This is a genomic window from Helcococcus bovis, assembly GCF_046035835.1.
Classification (GTDB): domain Bacteria; phylum Bacillota; class Clostridia; order Tissierellales; family Peptoniphilaceae; genus Helcococcus; species Helcococcus bovis.
In genome coordinates, this window is record NZ_JBFNGB010000021.1 from 14185 (window position 1) to 32942 (window position 18758).

Genomic DNA, 18758 nt, shown 5'->3' on the forward strand with positions numbered 1-18758 from the left:
GAGTATATGAAAAAATTAAGATTTTTAGCATTCTTATTATCAGTTTCAATTTTAGCATCTTCTGTAAATATAAATCATGTATATGCGGAAGATATAAATGATAGAAAAGAATCAATAGATACTATATCTGATAATGGAGATTCTGAATTTAAGAAAGAAATTGATAAATTAAAGAAAGAAAAAGAAGAATCAGAAAAAAAAGATGTAAGAGTAATTGTAGAGTTAAAGAAAGATTCTCTTTTAGACGCAGCAAATAAGCAAGATAAAAAATTTTCAGATTTAAGTGAATCTGAAAAAAGTTCCAGAAAAAAAGAGATTAAAGAAGAGCAAGATAAATTTATAAAAGAATTAAAAAAAGATGTTGAAATAAAAGATAAAGTATTAAATTATGATACTGCAATAAATGGGGTTGCATTTACAACAAAGGGGGCGGAACTATCAAAATTAGAAAACAACCCTGAAGTAAAAAATGTTTATATTTCACAAGAGTTTAACAGACCGTTAATTTCAAATGCTCAACAAATTGTAGGGGCAAATCAGGTATGGGAAAATCAGAAATACAAAGGTGAAGGGATGGTTGTTGCTGTTATTGATTCAGGTATTGATGTCAGACATAGTGCATTAGTTTTAGATCAATCAGCTAAAGATAAAGCAAAATATAATAAAAAAAATATTGAAAAATTAATACAAGAAAAAAATTTAAAAGGTAAATTTTATACAGATAAAGTTCCTTACGGGTATAATTATTATGATAATAATCATAATTTATTCGATTCTTATGGAGTAATGCATGGAATGCATGTTTCAGGTATTATAGGAGCTAATGACAGTAAGGAAAATAGATATGGAGTTGCTCCAAATGCTCAGATATTATCATTAAAAGTATTTTCTGATGATATTCAATTTCCAACAACTTTTACAGATGTATGGATTAAAGCTATGGATGATGCTATTAAGTTGAATGCCGATGTAATAAATATGAGTTTGGGTACTCCGGCAGGTTTGAGTTATGAAAATAAAAAATATCATCCTGAAATAGAAATATTAAAAAAAGCAAAAGATGCAGGCATATTAATTTCAATAGCTGCGGGAAATGAAGGAACGATAACTGACGGATTTTATGGAGTAGGGATAAAACCTTTAGAATCCATTTATGATACTTCTGAAATAGCAAATCCAGCAATAAATGAAGATTCTTTTGCTGTTGCTGCAATGGAGAACGATAAAAAATATGTGTACAATATTTCATGGACTAACTTGAATGCTCCTTTTAAAGGTAAAAAAAGAAATCCTAAGCAAAAAGAACAGTTAAACGTGGCAGTTGCAAGTAAAGATTATGGAAAAGATATAATTGCACAAATTATAGACTTAAAAGACGGAAAAGAAGTAAATAAAAAAACTAAAGAAATTAAAGATAAAATTGTCTTAATTGAATATCCGGGTACTGAAGCAGCTAAAACTTTTAATCAAGTTTTAGAGGATATTGCATCTGCGGAACCTAAAGCAATTTTAATGTATAAAACTAAAAATCAAACAGAGAATTTAGGAGGAAGGATAACTTTAACAGGTAAAGCAGGTAATTTGACTGTGGGTATTATAAAACATAGTACCTATGAAAATATATTATCTGGAATTAAAGATAAATTACCATTTTATTTGACGATTCATACTCAGCCTAAAGAAGTGGATAATGAAAATGCAAATAAAATGTCTGTATTTTCATCTTGGGGGCCTACGCCGGATTTAAGAATAAAGCCTGAAATAACAGCGGTTGGAGGAAATGTTTATTCTCTTTCAGAAGATGAAACTTATAAAAATATGAGTGGAACATCAATGGCTGCACCACAAGTTGCAGGTGCTTCGGCTATTGTTAAACAATATCTAAAAACTAGAAATGATATGCCGAATACACCAGACTTTATTAAATTGTTATTGATGAATACTGCAACACCTATATTAAATGAAGAAGATTCATTTTATTTTGTTAGACAACAGGGGGCAGGCTTAATTAATTTAAGTAAGGCATTAAAAACAGAGTTTACTGTTAAAGCTACTGGAACAAATGACACTGTAAAGGATGGTAAATTAGAATTAAAACAATTAAATGAAAAGAAATTTAATGTAAGTTTAGAAATTCAAAATTATTCTGATAAAGACAAAAAATTATATATTTCACATGAAGGTATTTATGAACCGATAGAAAATGGAAGTAGAACACAAAAAGCTAAGCTTTTAGAAAACAAATTATATGGGAAAAAAATTGAAAAAATAGTACCTGCAAAGAAAACGGTCAATGTCGATTTTACATTAGATTATAGCAGTTCACCTTTAGAAAAAAATAATTTTTTAGAAGGTTATATAAAAATAGATACTATGAATGGTTTGGAAGAAGATGAAGAAATTACAGTTCCATTTTTAGGATTTTATGGTGATTGGTCAAGTCAAAGAGCTATAGATGCATTTGCTTTACCTGAATATAATAAAAAACAAGAAAAAGCACAATTTGTTGTAAACAAAGATAACAATATTAATTCATCATCATTTGTGACAAGTGATGGTGGACCATTGCCTATAGTTGATAATACTATATATCTATCCCCTAATAGTGAATACTTTAAAAATGTTTTAGTAAGGATTGCACCTTTAAGAAGTATGGAGGAAATAGAGTTTTCAATATTAGATGCAGAAACGGAACAAGTTTTAAGAGTTATAGGAAAAACTTATGATGTAAGAAAGTTGAGCAGACTAAAATCAAAAAATAGTTTCGTGCCTATGATAGACTCTTTGTGGGATGGAAGGATTGATGGAAAATTTGCCGAAGCAGGTAAAAAATATCTTTATCAAATTAAGGTTAAATTAAATAATAAAGGAATAGGAAGTTCTAATGAACAGATATTTAGATATCCAATTGTCATAGATAATATAAAACCTAAATTATCAGATGATATAAAAATTTCACAATATAAAAATGATATTGATAAAAAAATGAAAAAAGTTAATTTTTCTGTTCAAGATAATGAATCAGGTATAAGAAAAATTACTTTAACTTCAATAAAATATTTAGAACAAAGTTCAAATGATTCTTCGGATAACGGTTTAGATTTGGACCAATTAAGACAAGCACCAGGGACAGGAATTAATAAGGATAAGAAATCTAAAAAAGAAGATAAGAAAGAAGATAAGAAAGAAGATCATCCAATTGTAAATCCTATAGATCAATTATCAAAAAATATTGAAGTACCTAAATTCAGTATAGAAAATGTAAAGAAAATAGCTGAACAAATAATAGGGGAAAGTAAATTTAAATCTACAAAATATGGGAAGCATTTTACAATTGAAATTGTTGATCATAAACATGATTTTCTAACAAAAAAAGAATTAATAAAAATTGAAAATAATAAAATTGTCGTTCCATTAGATAGTGTATCTGATAAGCCTGATCATAGTTCAGGTATTCAGGTATATAGAAATGGCTCTGATACAAAAAATTTAGAAATTGAAACACCTTTTTATGCTGATAGAACTCATGTGAAAATCGATGCGGTGGACCATTTAAGTAATTCAGATAGCAAGATAATTGAAACCGGAGAAAATGAAAGTTATAATACTATTAATTTCTTAAATTATATTGATCATATTAAAAAGAATGGTAAATTATATGTAGATAATGAGGAAGTAACTTCTCCGATTTATGGTACATTGAAAAAAGATGTTAGAGTAAAAATTGTATTTAATCAAAAAAATAAACATTTAGGAACTTTGAGAACAAAACAAGGGAAAAATACTGAAGAAGCAATTACAGAAGGTAGTATAAATGGTCAATTTTCTGATAAATATAAGATTTTATATGACAAGAAAAATAATACGGTTGAATTTACACTTTCTAATTTGGGATTAAAGATGGATGTATATACATTTGTAAAAGATGGAGAAATGCCTGAAAATAATTCAAAAATTAAATCAAAATTGAAATTTAATAAGGATGATTTATCAAGATTTAAAACTGTAAAACTTTATAACAAACAAGTAAATGTAAATTCAGAAAATCCATTTATTGATGTAAATCAAGGTATAACACATATTGAAATGGTATTTGGGGATCAAAAAGATAATAAAAAGATTAATAAGGTTATATTAAAACAAAATGGTAATGAAAAAAGATTATTCAAATCCGGTTTTTCAATGGATGTCTCAGAGGGTAAGGTAATTGATGCTTATTCAATTTCGCCATATTCTATAGAATTAAGTTTGAAAATTGAATCGGATGCAGAAATTATTTTTGGATATGGGGAAGAATATGAGAATAATAGATTGTTACAACCAGATCATAAACATATTCATGGACCAGAGTCAAGACGTTTTGATGATGACGATAGAACCCAATTAATCAATAATGACAAATCTTATAAAAAATATCCTGGAGTATTTTTGGAAAGTGTTAGATTGCTTGATGTTTTATCTACAACTAATACTCGAGGAGGAAAAGTTCACATAAAAGGGTTTATAGGATATGTTAATCCGGATGATAATGTTGAACAAGTGATTATTAGTTTATTGGATAATGATGGAAATGTTAAGGGGAATCCGATAATTTTGAATAAGGATAAATTGCATTTTGATGATAATATAGTATACACAAGTGCTTCAAAAAACATTTATAATGGTAAGGGATATAGATATGATACTATGATAAATGTTGAAGATTATAACACAAATATTCAAGTAAAAGCGATTACAGATAAAAAACTGGAATCAAGTATAGAAAGAAGAGTGTTATATGATAAATTAAGACCAAATCTTTCTTATGAAGTAATCGAAAGAAAATTGGATAGTGATGAAGTAACTGTAAAAGTTGTTTCAGAAGATAATTCTTTAAGATTAAGTTTATATCACAACGATTCACTACTTGATAAAGTAAATAAGGCTATATTAACGTTTGAAAAACCAGGGGTAAAAATTGAAAAAGAATATACATTTAAATTAAAACCAGGTAAAAACGAAATTAAACTTAAAGCTACTGATTTGGCAAATTATTCTACTGAAAAATCAATCTTCATTTATAAGGTTACAGATGATAAAGAAATGGTAGATAAAGAAACAAATCAAGTTAAATATAAGGATAATTTGAAATTAGATGATGTTAAAAGTTCTCAAGAAAAATTATTAGATAAAAAAATTAAAACTGAAGAATTTAAGCAAGAAGAATCTGTTACATTTGAAGTAAAAGAAGAACATAATGATCATGAAGAACATAATGATCATGAAGACCAAGATGGTCATGATGAACATGAGAAAAATGAAACTGATCAATCAGATAAGAAACATGAAAATATAAAAAATACAACAGAACAATACTATAAAATTAAACAATATTAATAAAAAATAGTACCCACAAATTTGAGAATGTAACAAATTTTGTGTATGAAAATCTTTCTGATTAAGGTAATATAAACTTAATCAGGAAGATTTTTATTTTTTTGTCAAATACCCATAGGGCACAAGTAGTGAAGGTGAATTTTATCCACCAACACTATTTATTGTAGAGCCGATTTAAGTCTTAGCACTTTTTTATATTATTTAATTTAAAAAAAATGTATTTTGTGATATCATATCTTGTGTATGAATATAATATTTTAGGAGGAATTTATGAAAAAAATTATAAGCTCAATTTTGGCTTTAGTTTTAGTGTTTTCTTTAGTTGCTTGTGGTTCAACTACAAAAAAAGAAACAATGAAGGAAACATCAAAAGAAACAATTCAAGAAGAAACAAAAGCAGAAAATCCTGCAGAAAAAAAATATATATCAGTAGCTATAGATGATAAACATGCTATTGCAACAAATGATAATAAAACATTTGAAATATATGAATTAAGTTCAAAATATCACCCAGCACTATCAATGGGGAATAAATATGAATTTAAGATTGATCCTGCAAAGATTCAAGGTGATAAATTAACATTTGATAAAGATTTAGAAATGTTAGGAATTAAAGTAGGGTTCCCATTATCAGCTCAAGGATATCAAAAATTAATGGAAAAAGTTAAAAATGTAAAAGTTGTTGATACAAGAGATGCTAAATCTTTTGGAGAAAAGACAGTTGATGGCGCTGTAAATATTAATGGGGCAGAAGCATTAAAAGCTGTAAAATCTAGAAAAATTAAAGATTTTAAAAATGATAGCTTAAAAGACTTTACATCAAAAGATATAGTAGTTGTATTTGGTAATTCACCAGAAGAAAATGCAGCTGTTGCAGAAATATTATTTAATGTTTCACATGTAATGGTTACATTTAATGGTGGAGATATAAAAGAAGTTTTAAAATAATAAAATAAATTCCACTTATGATAATTGTAATTGCTTGGGTTCAAGCTTACAACTTCTTAAGTGGAATTTTTTATTTTAATTTAAATTTATTCATTCTTTCAGTATTAAGTTTTTTTATCAATGATGAAAAAGAATTATTTAATTCTTTATAAGCTTCTTCGGATGTTTTAGGTTTTATAGAATTCCATGATAAAATAGATGTTTTCCATATTTCCCATACTTCACCGTATTCCCTAAATAAAGGTTTTTGTTTTGATTCTGAATAGGAATCAATTACATTTTTTATTATCTCTTTATCATTTTTTGTAAGGTCAGATTCTTCATAAGTTTTATAGCTAACATTTTCTAATATTTTACCTGTATATTTATATAATTCTATAGCATTTTTGGGGTTAATAATTTCTTCGATTAATTTTATAGCTAATTTTTTTTCTTCTTTTTTATCTTCAATTCTAGAGTTAATTCCTAAAGCCCAGCCACTCTTCCAATGAGAAAGAGTTTTGTTAAATATGGTTGTATTAGATAGAGGATATACATTAACATTTCCCTTATTTATTTCATTTGATAATGTCTTATTTATAGATGTCGCCCATGGTCCATCTATCATCACAACACCTTTTTTTTCTGTACTAAAATTTTTAGATATATATTTATAGCTTGTTTTAGGGTTAAGTAATCCACTTCCTGATTCGTCATGTTTTTTCCAGTAATTAAATATGGCATCAAATACTTGTTTTTTATTTTTATCTAAGTTTTTATATTCAATGGCATAATCAGAAGTAAATTTTCCTCCGTCTAGATTTAATAAATTTATATTTCCAGCATTATTTAATGCTGCAGCATACCATCCTTCATAAATTGGTAAAAGAATGTTATCTTTATCATTTAATTTAGTAAATTCTATTTTTTTATTTAAATCAATTTTTTCGGATTTTGCATTTTTTGTATTTACATAAGATATTAAAGTTTCTAAATTGAAAGGAAAACCATAATATTCATTATTAATTTTTACATTTCCAGCTAAACCTTTATCAAAATTTTCAAAACCACCAAGTTTATTTGCTATTTTTTCTGAAGGAATGGGAGCTAAAATATTTTTAGTGTATAGACTAGAAAATTTATCTAAAGGAAATGCAAACACATCTGGAGCATCAGGGTTTAACATGTCTGTGTTTAACACATTAAGCACTTCAAATGCTGATATTTCCTTTATGTTTATTTTTGCATCAGGATTTTCTTTAATGATTTTTTTTATAATTTTTTCATAATAAGGGATCCAATTTTTATCAGCTGTTATAGAAATTGTTCCTTTTAGATTATTATCTTTCTTTACTTCTTTTTTTGTTTCATCTATTTTAACAGATTTGGAACATGCAGTTAAACATAATATAAATATTAGTAAAAATGCCAATACTTTATTTTGTTTTTTCATATCATCTCCTATTTTATTTATTTATATAAGAATTGTACAACTATTAAAATAATTTTGCAAATTTGATATAATTATAGTTAACATATTTAATTAAAAGATTTCGGAGGAAATATGAATATTACAGCAATTTTTCATGAACATGAATCAAATTATTCATTTGCGATGGAAAATAATAAAATAGTAATAAGACTAAGAGTTAGTAAGTTTGATGATTTAAAAGTTTACCTAGTTTATGGTAAAAAATATGATTATCAAAATGAACAAACTGAAATAGAAATGCATATAAAATATGAGGATGAATTTTTTTGTTATTTTGAATCTACAATTGATGTTGAAGATAAAAGGTTTGCTTATATTTTTAAGATTATTGAAAATGATAAAACATATTATTATAGCGAGGATGGATTAACTGAAAAATATGATTTTTTCAATAGTTTTTATAATTTTTTTCAAATACCTTATATCAATGAAATTGATATTCATAAAGAAGTTAAATGGTTGAAAAATGCAGTTTTCTATCAAATTTTTATAGATAGATTTCTAATCGGAGATAAAGAAAAAGATAAATCATATATTAATCTTAAATGGGGAGATAAACCTAATCCTAAAAGTTTTGCCGGGGGAGATTTAAAAGGTATTATTGAAAAATTAGAATATATAAAATCTTTAGGAGTTAATGTAATTTATTTAACACCAATATTTTCATCAATTTCAAATCATAAATATGATATAAATGATTTTTTTGAAGTTGATAAACATTTTGGTAGTAAAAAAGTTTTGAAAGAATTGGTTGATAAAGCTCATGATTTAGGGATAAAGATAGTTTTAGATGCTGTATTTAATCATTGTTCGGATCAGTTAATGCAATTTGACGATGTTAAGAAAAATGGTCTGAAATCAAAATATCATAATTGGTTTATAATTGACGGTGATTATCCTGATATGGAAAATGTGAATTATGAGACTTTTGCTTCTGTTTCATATATGCCAAAGTTTAATACGTCTAATCCAGAAGTATCAGAATTTTTATTAAATGTTGCAAAATATTGGACAAACGAAATTGGTATAGATGGATGGAGACTTGATGTTTCTGATGAATTGTCACATGATTTTTGGAGACAATTTAGAAAAGAAATCAAATCTATTAATGAAGATATCGCAATAATTGGGGAGTCTTGGCATAATTCATATCCGTTTTTACAAGGAGATCAATTTGATTCAATAATGAATTATGCATTTACAAAATCTTGTTTAGATTATTTTGCATGGGGCAATATAAGTGCTGAGGATATGTCAAATAAGTTAAATACAATTTTAATTAGAAATAAGACTCAGATAAATAATATGATGTTAAATCTTTTAGATTCTCATGATACTTTGCGATTCTTTACTCAGGTAAAAAAAGATAGGAAAAAAATGTTATCAGCTATTGCCTTAATGACATTTTTCCCGGGAGCTTCCATGATTTATTATGGAACTGAAATTAAAATGGAAGGAGGATTTGATCCTGATTCAAGAAGAACTTTCAATTGGAATAAGGATGAATGGGATATAGAATTTATGGATGAATTAAAGAAATTATTAAAAATAAAAGCTGAAAATAAATTGCTAAAAAATGGAGATATTAAGATATATTCCAAAGATGAATGTTTAATTGTTGAAAGATATATTGATGATTCTAAAATTACTTTGAAAATTAATGAAAATTTTGAAATTGAAATATTTAATATTATTTAGAAAATGGCTGTTGCATATTGACTTTTATAATATGAAACAGCCATTTTCTTAACCTTAAATAGACATTATTACTAATAATTTTTAGAAAATTTATTACATTTGACTGTATAATTTTTGGTATTACCATTTAATATATACTGTTAAAATGTAATTTTATGTGTCCAGCTTATAGGTAGTAGTTTAATATCTACTGTTTTGAAAAATATGGAAGAAAAAGCAAAAATGAGAAAAACTACCGTATTTTGCCTCTGGGAAAGTATGGAATAAAAAATAAATTCTTTATTTTCTACCCTGCTTTAGTATAAAAGAGAATTTTGTATATAAATTTTGACTATTACAAAAAAAATAAACGTGTAAAAGTACACGTTTATATTATAAAAATGGTGCTGGAAACAGGATTTGAACCCGCAACCCACTGATTACGATTCAGTAGCTCTACCAATTGAGCCATTCCAGCATATTAAATTGGCGGAAAGGATGGGATTTGAACCCATGTGAGTTTGACACTCCAACGGTTTTCGAGGCCGCCCCGTTATGACCACTTCGGTACCTTTCCACTCCACTTATATAAAATATTATATCATTTATGAACGTGTTTTAAAAGTAGTTTATAAATGAATTTTTGGTATTGATATGGTATTATTAATATAGGAAATACTGTGGAGTTTATTATGAATGAAGAAAATAAAGTTGAATTATTGAGATTGTTAAAAATCAATAATTATAGAGAACTAAAAGATAATTTAATAAAGTTTAATGAAGTTGATATCGCCGAATTTTTGCAAGATATTGATAAATTGGAGGCTTTAGCAATTTTTAGATTATTGCCTGAAGCAATTGCAATAGAGACTTTTTCATATTTAGAGTCTGATGTACAAGAACAGTTTATTTCAGCTATGACTAGTTATGAAACTGTAGAATTGGTAGATAAATTATATATCGATGATATGGTTGATTTACTTGAAGAAATGCCTAATAGCATTGTAAATAAAATCATGCGAAATCTTAAAGGAGAAAAAAGAAATTTAATAAATGAATATTTAAATTATCCTAAAGATTCGGCAGGTTCTATAATGACATCAGCCTTTTTTTCTGTTAATGAGAATAGGACGATTCAAGATATATTAAAAAAAATGAGAAAGTTAGATTTATTAGATGAATCTTTTTATACTTTATATATTACTGATAATAATAATGTCTTAAAGGGATATGTTGAAATTAGAGAAATGTTAATAAATCAGCCTGATACTAAAATTAGTGATATATTAAATGAAAATGTTGTTTATGTTGAAACTACTGATGATAAAGAAGAAGTTGCAAAATTAATTGATAAGTACGAATTTCTGACTATTCCAGTTGTAGATAAAGAAAAAAAATTAGTTGGGGTAGTTACATTTGATGATGCTATTCAGGTATTGAATGAGGAAACAGAAGAAGATTTTTCTAAGATGGCAGCTATTACTCCTAATGAAAATAAATATTTGGACACCTCGATATTTGAGTTATCTAAGATGAGATTTTTATGGCTTCTATTACTTATGATGTCATCGACTTTATCACAATTTGTAATTAATAGTTTTAATGATGTAATCACAGCTTTAACTGGATTAGTTGCTTTTATGCCTATGCTGACTGATTCCGCTGGAAATGCTGGATCACAGTCATCTACTACGATTATTCGTGGGCTTTCAATTGGTGAAATTGAATTAAGTGATACACCTAAAATCTTGGCAAAAGAGTTTATGATTGCACTTTTAGTAGGTGTTGGGTTGGCTGGTATAAATTTTGTTAGAATAATCTTATTTGGTGGAGTTAGCACGATGATGGCATTGTCTGTTTCGTTATCACTTTTAATTACAATTATAATTTCAAAATTGATAGGTGCATTATTGCCAGTAGGAGCTACATTATTAAAATGGGATCCAACAATTATGGCAGCACCATTGTTGACTACAATAGTTGATTCTATGTCTTTATTTGTTTATTTTACAATCGCAAAATTATTATTGCTTTAGGAGGATTTTATGGAAAAAGATAACAGAGAATTTTTATTAAATCTTCTTAAAGAAAAAAATGCAAAACAACTTAGAGAAGAATTAATGAAATATAATGAAGCGGATATTGCTGAATTTATAGAAGAAATCGATGAAGTTCAGACTTTGGCTGTTTTTAGGATATTACCTAAAGATATAGCATCGGAAGTATTTGCTTACTTTGATCCAGATATGAAGTTATACTTATTAAATTTAATGACTAATGTAGAATTAACAGAAATTGTTGATGATTTGTATATCGATGACTTTGTTGATATGCTTGAGGAATTGCCAGCAAATATTGTTAAAAGAGTCATGAAAGATATTAATCCTGAAAAGAGAAATATAATCAATCAATATTTACAATATCCTGAAGAATCTGCTGGTTCAATAATGACAGCAGAATTTATAGATATAAAAAAAAGTATGACTGTTGGACAAACATTAGAACGTATTAGAAAAGTAGGTATGAAGAGTGAAACAGTTTATACTTTGTATATTACTGATGAAAGTAGAAAACTTGAAGGATATTTGTCCATAAGAACTATTTTGAAAAATGATGAAAGTGTAGTTGTAGAAACATTAATGGAAGAAGATGTAATTTATGCAAATACATTTGACGACCAGGAAGATATTGCAAAATTATTTAAGAAATATGGATTTTTGGCTATCCCAGTTGTGGATAATGAAAAGAGATTAGTAGGGGTAGTTACATTTGATGACGCCGTTGACGTTATGCAAGAAGAAAGCACAGAAGACTTTGAGTTGATGGCTGCTATGACACCATCAGAAAAACCTTATTTAAAATCTTCTGTATTAGAAATTGCAAAGAATAGATTTGTGTGGTTGATTATATTGTTACTTACAGCTACAATTACAGGTTCGATAATTAGTAAATACGAACAAATACTTACAGCAGTTACAGGGGTTATAGCATTTTTACCTATGATCATTGGTACTGGTGGAAATGCAGGATCACAATCATCGACTATTGTTATTCGTGGGCTATCAATCGGAGAAATAGAGATAAAAGATTACCCAAGAGTTTTTGTGAAAGAATTGGGGGTATCTTTAATCGTAGGTATTGGACTTGCATTGTTTAATTATATTAGAATAATTATTTTCGGTGGAAGTGCAGACATTGCTTTAACCGTGTCATTAACACTTGTATTTACAATATTGATAGCAAAATCTGTAGGAGGATTACTTCCTATAATAGCTCAAAAGCTTAATATGGATCCTGCTGTAATGGCAGCTCCACTTATTACTACAATAGTTGATACATTATCATTAATTATTTATGTAATATTTGTGAGTTTAATTTTAATTTAGGAGAATTGAATGAAAGAATTTATAAAAGTTAAACCAAATGGACCTTTAAATGGAGAAGTTGTTATTGAAGGAGCAAAAAATTCAGGTTTAAAATTGTTGGCAGCAACATTACTTACTAAAGAAGAAGTATTAATTAAAAATTTACCAATGTTAAGAGATGTAAAGGTAATGTTGGACGTTTTGAAATATTTAGGTTCAAAGATTGAACAATTAGATGATAGAACATATAGGATTAAAAATGATGAAATTTCAGACTATATCACACCTTATGAATTAATGAATAAGATGAGGGCGTCATTTGTTGTGACTGGTCCACTTCTATCAAGATTTGGAAAATCTGTGACTTATATGCCTGGAGGATGCAGTATTGGTGCTAGACCAGTTGATTTGCACTTAAAAGGATTTAAAGCGTTGGGTGCAGATGTTCATATGGGAATAGATGCTATAGATGTAAATGCAAAAAATGGCTTAAAAGGTAATTATGTTTATCTTGATTTTCCTTCAGTTGGAGCAACAGAAAATATCTTAATGGCCGCCATATTGGCTGATGGAGTAACTACAATTGATAATGCAGCTCAAGAACCGGAAATTACTGATTTAGCAAATTTTTTAAATAAATTAGGTGCTAAGGTAATTGGAGCAGGTACAAGAACTATAAAAATTACTGGTGTTAAAGAACTAAAAGGTGGAGAACACTCTGTAATGCCTGATAGAATTGAAGCGGCGACATATATGATTGCAGCAGCAATGACAAATGGGAATATATTAGTTAAAAATGTTGTTGCATCTCATTTAGTTCCAATTATAGCAAAATTAAGAGAAATCGGATGTGTAGTAGAAATTAACGATGATGAAGATGAAATCAGAGTAATAGGGACAGATAAATTACAGGCAACTGATATAAAAACTTTACCATATCCAGGCTTACCAACCGATGTTCAGTCACAATTTATGACTTTGTTAACTATATCAGATGGAGATTCACTAGTTAAAGAGACTGTTTTTGAAAACAGATTTATGCATGTTACAGAGTTACAAAAGATGAAGGCTTTAATTATAACAGAGGGAAATGAGGCTAGAATTAAAGGTGTAAGTAAACTTAAAGGTGCTGATGTTCGTGCTACAGACTTAAGGGCGGGAGCTTCATGTGTACTTGCAGGACTTGTTGCCGAAGGTGAAACAAGAGTTTATGATGTTTATCATATTTATAGAGGATACTATAAATTTGTAGAAAAGTTAAAAAAATTAGGAGCGGATATAGAATCAGTAAAAATCGAGGACTAGTATGATAGAAATTAAAGGTACAGTCATTGATATTATCTATAGAAATGAAGAAAATTTATATAGTGTATTTAGATTAGAGACAGATGATGGTGATGTAACTGCGGTTGGAAAAATTTTAAATTTAAATGTTGGAGATCTTCTAAGTTTAAAAGGAGATATAGTATATCATCAAAGTTATGGTGAGCAGATTCAAATAAATACTTATGAAAAAATTATACCGAGTTCAATATCTCAAATAGAGAGATATCTTAGCTCTGGTATAATTTCTCATATAAAGAAAAAAAGAGCAAAAGAGATCGTAAAATTATTTGGAGAAGACACCATAAGGATTCTATCTGAAGAGCCTGAGAAACTTTTACAAATAAGTGGAATTGGAAAAAAAACTGTTAAAAAAATACATGAAAGTATTATTAATCTTCAAGATAGTAGAGAAGTATCGATGTATTTACAAAAATTTAATATTGGTAATAAACTTGTTTCAGATATTTATGCTAAATATAAAAATAATACAATAGAGATTATAGAGCAAAATCCTTATCAACTTGTTGATGATATTAGAGGGATAGGTTTTCCAACAGCTGATAAAATTGCAAGAATTATAGGTGTAAAATTTGATTCAGAGTTTAGGATAAGAGCTGGTATAATTTATGTTTTAAATGAAGCAGCAAATAGAGAAGGAAATTGTTATTTAGAATACGAAAATCTTATAATTAATGCAACTAAATTATTGAATATAGATAAAATTTTAATTGAAAATCAAATTCCATTTTTAATATTTTCTGATAATATAAAAAAAGTTTCAATTGATGGAAAAATATTAATTTACAGTAGTTATATATATGATTTAGAGATAGATATCACGAATAGACTTATAAATTTATTATATGCGAATAGTACATTAAAAGAAGTTAATATTGAAGATGAAATAGAATATATAGAAAAAATAGAAAAAATTAATTATTCTGAAATGCAAAAAAAAGCTATTTCTACAGCAATAATTGAAAAAATGTTAATAATTACAGGTGGGCCAGGTACAGGAAAAACTACAATTATAAAAGCGATTATTTCAATTGTAAAAAATTTGAAAATGAAGTATGTATTATGTGCACCAACTGGAAGAGCGGCAAAAAGAATGGAAGAATCAACAGGAGATACGGCATCTACTATTCATAGACTTTTAGGATATAAATCATTAGATGAAGATATTATGCTTGAATATAATGAAACTAATCCTTTAGACTACGAACTTATAATAGTTGATGAAGTGTCAATGGTTGATTTATACCTTATGGATAATTTATTAAAGGCAGTAAAAGATAATACTATAATTATTTTTGTTGGAGATTCTGATCAGCTTCCAAGTGTTGGACCAGGTAATATCTTAAATGATATGATAAATTCAGAAGTAATACCAACTATTAAATTAGATTTGATTTTCAGACAGGGAGAGGATTCTAATATAGTTAAAAATGCACATTTAATAAATAAAGGACAAATGCCAATTTTGAATGAAAAAAATAAAGATTTCTTCTTTGTTACAACAAAAAATGATGTTGATACATTGCATACAGTCGTAGATTTAGTTGTAAATAGATTGCCAGCACATTATGGAGTGAATCCTTTAACAGATATTCAGGTATTAACTGCTACTAGAAAAGGTGTTTGTGGAGTAGATTCAATAAATAAAGAGTTGCAAAATAAACTTAATGAGCCACAATTTAATAAATCTGAAATTAAATTTTCTGATTTTATTTTTAGAGAAAATGATAAAATAATGCAAATTAAAAATAATTATGATATTGAATTAAAAGATAAAAATTTAAATACTACAAAAGGCTTGTATAATGGAGATATAGGCTATATTAGGAATGTATTCTTAGATAATAACACGATTGAGGCGAATTTTGATGATAAAATTGTAACATATACAATGAAAGAGTTTAATGAAATAGTTTTAGCTTATACAGCGACGATACATAAATCTCAAGGTTCAGAATTTCCAATTGTTGTTATTCCAATGGCTAGTGCGCCATATATGTTACTAACTAGAAATATTTTATATACTGGAATTACAAGAGGGAAAAGTTTAGTGGTACTTGTTGGTAATAAAAATATTATGAACAAAATGATTGAAAATACTTATAAAAATCCACGAAATTCATCTTTGGATTATAGTCTAAGAAAAGCGAAATTAAAAATAGAGGAATTTTATGTTTGATTTTTTATTTTTTTCAAAAGAATATTGTTATTTGTGTAAACAAAATAAGACGGATTCATATATTTGTGATGAATGTACGGAAAAATTAGAGTTTATTGAAGGTAAAAGAAACATAGAATACTCAGAATGTTTATATCCATTATTTTACAATAATTACATAAAAAGTATCATTAAAAATTTTAAGTATAGTAGTGATACATATCTTGTAAAACCATTATGTGAGATTTTATATAAATTTTATAAAAAGGAAAAATTAGAATTTGATTATGTTTCATATGTTCCTATGTATTCGATAGATGAATTTGACAGAGGATATAATCAATCAAAATTATTAGCAGAAGAATTTTCTAAGGTAGCAAATATAAAATTTATTGATGTTTTAGAAAAACAGCATACCACAAAACATCAAAATAAATTAGACAGAAAAGATAGATTTACAAATTTATTAAATAGTTTTAAAATAAAAGATGGATTAGATTTAGTAAATAAAAAGTTATTGATAATAGACGATGTCGTAACTACGGGATCGACTTTTTCTGCAATAACAAAAGAAATATTAAATAATTATGATGTTAATTTAACTTTTATGGCAATAGCATCAAGTAAAATTGAAAACGAGGAAAATTAAAATGATTAGTTTCTTAAATGATTATAACGAAGTGTCACACCCTAAAATATTAGAAGATTTACAAAAATATCAAAACGAAAAATTTTGTGGATATTCAAAGGATGAATTAGTAAATGAAGCAATTTCAATTATTAAAGATAATTTACAAAATCAAGATGTAGAAATACATTTTGTTCATGGTGGCACGATTGCTAATGTAATAGGATTAATGATGTCGGTGAATAGGCATGAAAGTGTGATATCTGTTAATACTGGACATATTGTAAATACTGAAAATGCATCAATTGAGGCTGTAGGACATCAGATAGTTTTAGTAAATGAGAATAATGGGAAAATGACTGTAAACGAAATAGAAAAGGCATTAAAATCTCATTCGCACGAATATAATTCTAAGCCAAAAGTTGTTTATATTTCAAATGCAACTGAGTTAGGAACTGTATATACAAGATCAGAACTAGAAGAACTACATAATTATTGTTCAGAATATAATTTATACTTATTCATGGATGGAGCAAGAATTGCAAATGCAATTATGTCTAAATATTCTGATTTGGAATTTTCAGATCTTCCTAAGTATTTGGATGCTTTTACAATTGGTGGAACTAAAAATGGTTTTATGTTTGGAGAAGCATTAGTTTTTGTAAATGATTCATTAAAAGATATTTATGCAAGGATGGTAATAAAACAAAGAGGGGCATTACTAGCAAAAGGATTCTTATTTGGTATTCAATTTAAATCTATGTTTGAAAATGGCTTATTTTTCAAAATTGCAAAAAATGCTGTAGACATGGCGCAAAAACTTGTTTCAGTATTTGAAAAATATAATATTCCTATTATATACAGGGCAGAAGCCAATCTAATTTTTGTAGAATTAACTAAAGAATTACATGAAGAGTTATCAGAAAAATTTATTTATCAGTATGATGATGTAGATGGTAAAAGAGGAATTTGCAGATTTGTTACTACATGGAATACAAACGAATCAGAAATTGTTGAATTAGATAGAGTTTTAGAGGGTCTTTGTCAAATAACCATAGGGCACAAGTAGTGAAGGTGAATTTTATCTACCAACACTATTTATTGTAGAGCCTAAAAAAACATATTCGCTAAATTTTTATTTATATTCTATATCGTTTATAATATAAGTATATAAATAATGGAGGTAAACTTGAAAAAAAATAGATTTATAATTTTGGCTTGTTTTTTAATATTAACATTATCTGCTTGTTCAATATTAGAAAACAAAAAAATTGAAAAAAAAGAGTCAATAAATGTTGAAACAAAAAGAGAAGTTAAAATAATAAAAGAAAAAGTTAACTACTTATGGTATGATAAAGAAAAACATGTATTAAATGAAGATGTTAAGAAAAAATCTTTAGATATAGCAAATGCTGCTTTGAAGGAAATTTTTGAATTAAAATCTAAAGATAAACTTTATGAAGAAGAGATAAGTATATTACCACCAAATCTAAGAACTCGTGCTATAGCTACGTTTAATACCTTTTCTACAGGTTTTACAATGACTGGAGAGAAAGTGGTTCAAAATTTAAATGAAAATAATATAGATGAAATAGAGTATATAGATGAAAATAATTTTTTAATGGATTTAGATTTTAAATATAAAACACAAGATAATTATGGGGAAATAATAAATATAGATGACGGTGGTTTAAAAGTTAAATTTGGATTTGAAAATAATACTCTTACAATTAAATCATTTATATTTGATTAATATAAAAAAAGCTATTACAAAATAAAAAAATGTTATTT

Annotated in this window: 11 protein-coding genes and 2 tRNA genes; 10 read left to right on the forward strand and 3 right to left on the reverse strand. The window is 26.9% G+C overall.

Annotated elements, in window-relative coordinates:
- The first annotated feature begins 6 nt into the window (after nucleotides 1–6).
- Both ABGF48_RS06980 and ABGF48_RS06985 read left to right on the forward strand, forming a co-directional pair.
- Nucleotides 7–5376 (forward strand): S8 family serine peptidase, encoded by a 5370-nt coding sequence (locus ABGF48_RS06980; protein ID WP_408105620.1) that lies wholly within the window; start codon nucleotides 7–9, stop codon nucleotides 5374–5376.
- A 270-nt stretch (nucleotides 5377–5646) separates the two neighbouring features.
- A complete protein-coding gene (locus ABGF48_RS06985) occupies nucleotides 5647–6324 on the forward strand; it encodes an LptM family lipoprotein (protein ID WP_408105621.1) in 678 nt (225 codons plus the stop codon).
- Between the two features lie 70 nt (nucleotides 6325–6394).
- Here ABGF48_RS06985 and ABGF48_RS06990 read toward each other — a convergent pair whose 3' ends face one another.
- Nucleotides 6395–7756: a sugar ABC transporter substrate-binding protein gene (locus ABGF48_RS06990; RefSeq protein ID WP_408105622.1), complete on the reverse strand. Its 1362-nt coding sequence runs from the start codon at nucleotides 7754–7756 to the stop codon at nucleotides 6395–6397.
- A gap of 111 nt (nucleotides 7757–7867) precedes the next feature.
- Between ABGF48_RS06990 and ABGF48_RS06995 the strand changes: the two genes are divergently transcribed.
- Nucleotides 7868–9493, forward strand: a complete 1626-nt coding sequence (locus ABGF48_RS06995; RefSeq protein ID WP_408105623.1) for a glycoside hydrolase family 13 protein — start codon at nucleotides 7868–7870, stop codon at nucleotides 9491–9493.
- Between the two features lie 381 nt (nucleotides 9494–9874).
- Here the strand turns inward: ABGF48_RS06995 and ABGF48_RS07000 are convergent.
- Nucleotides 9875–9950, reverse strand: a tRNA-Thr gene (locus tag ABGF48_RS07000).
- A gap of 9 nt (nucleotides 9951–9959) precedes the next feature.
- Nucleotides 9960–10049: transfer RNA gene (locus ABGF48_RS07005), tRNA-Ser, on the reverse strand.
- A 115-nt stretch (nucleotides 10050–10164) separates the two neighbouring features.
- Between ABGF48_RS07005 and mgtE (ABGF48_RS07010) the strand changes: the two genes are divergently transcribed.
- The 7 genes from mgtE (ABGF48_RS07010) (at nucleotide 10165) to ABGF48_RS07040 (ending at nucleotide 18720) form a co-directional block, all read left to right on the forward strand.
- Nucleotides 10165–11508 (forward strand): magnesium transporter, encoded by a 1344-nt coding sequence (gene mgtE, locus ABGF48_RS07010; RefSeq protein WP_408105624.1) that lies wholly within the window; start codon nucleotides 10165–10167, stop codon nucleotides 11506–11508.
- Nucleotides 11509–11517: 9 nt separating this feature from the next.
- Nucleotides 11518–12858 carry a magnesium transporter gene (gene mgtE, locus ABGF48_RS07015; protein WP_408105625.1) on the forward strand — a complete coding sequence of 447 codons (1341 nt, stop codon included), beginning with the start codon at nucleotides 11518–11520 and terminating at the stop codon, nucleotides 12856–12858.
- 9 nt (nucleotides 12859–12867) lie between these two features.
- A complete protein-coding gene (murA, locus tag ABGF48_RS07020; RefSeq protein ID WP_408105626.1) occupies nucleotides 12868–14142 on the forward strand; it encodes a UDP-N-acetylglucosamine 1-carboxyvinyltransferase in 1275 nt (424 codons plus the stop codon).
- A gap of 1 nt (nucleotide 14143) precedes the next feature.
- Nucleotides 14144–16360 carry an SF1B family DNA helicase RecD2 gene (gene recD2, locus ABGF48_RS07025; RefSeq protein ID WP_408105627.1) on the forward strand — a complete coding sequence of 739 codons (2217 nt, stop codon included), beginning with the start codon at nucleotides 14144–14146 and terminating at the stop codon, nucleotides 16358–16360.
- Nucleotides 16353–16988, forward strand: a complete 636-nt coding sequence (locus ABGF48_RS07030; RefSeq protein ID WP_408105628.1) for a ComF family protein — start codon at nucleotides 16353–16355, stop codon at nucleotides 16986–16988. Before recD2 ends, ABGF48_RS07030 begins: the two co-directional genes overlap by 8 nt.
- Before the next feature lies 1 nt (nucleotide 16989).
- Nucleotides 16990–18036 (forward strand): threonine aldolase family protein, encoded by a 1047-nt coding sequence (locus ABGF48_RS07035; protein WP_408105629.1) that lies wholly within the window; start codon nucleotides 16990–16992, stop codon nucleotides 18034–18036.
- Nucleotides 18037–18156: 120 nt separating this feature from the next.
- Complete coding sequence (locus ABGF48_RS07040) at nucleotides 18157–18720, forward strand: hypothetical protein (protein WP_408105630.1); 564 nt, start codon at nucleotides 18157–18159, stop codon at nucleotides 18718–18720.
- Nucleotides 18721–18758: the final 38 nt, after the last annotated feature.

Coding starts and splice junctions, on each gene's coding strand:
- recD2 (WP_408105627.1), top strand. CDS start 14,144: ATGATAGAAATTAAAGGTACAGTCATTGATATTATCTATAGAAATGAA.
- mgtE (WP_408105625.1), top strand. CDS start 11,518: ATGGAAAAAGATAACAGAGAATTTTTATTAAATCTTCTTAAAGAAAAA.
- murA (WP_408105626.1), top strand. CDS start 12,868: ATGAAAGAATTTATAAAAGTTAAACCAAATGGACCTTTAAATGGAGAA.
- ABGF48_RS07035 (WP_408105629.1), top strand. CDS start 16,990: ATGATTAGTTTCTTAAATGATTATAACGAAGTGTCACACCCTAAAATA.
- ABGF48_RS06985 (WP_408105621.1), top strand. CDS start 5,647: ATGAAAAAAATTATAAGCTCAATTTTGGCTTTAGTTTTAGTGTTTTCT.
- ABGF48_RS06995 (WP_408105623.1), top strand. CDS start 7,868: ATGAATATTACAGCAATTTTTCATGAACATGAATCAAATTATTCATTT.
- ABGF48_RS07030 (WP_408105628.1), top strand. CDS start 16,353: ATGTTTGATTTTTTATTTTTTTCAAAAGAATATTGTTATTTGTGTAAA.
- mgtE (WP_408105624.1), top strand. CDS start 10,165: ATGAATGAAGAAAATAAAGTTGAATTATTGAGATTGTTAAAAATCAAT.
- ABGF48_RS06980 (WP_408105620.1), top strand. CDS start 7: ATGAAAAAATTAAGATTTTTAGCATTCTTATTATCAGTTTCAATTTTA.
- ABGF48_RS06990 (WP_408105622.1), bottom strand. CDS start 7,756: ATGAAAAAACAAAATAAAGTATTGGCATTTTTACTAATATTTATATTA.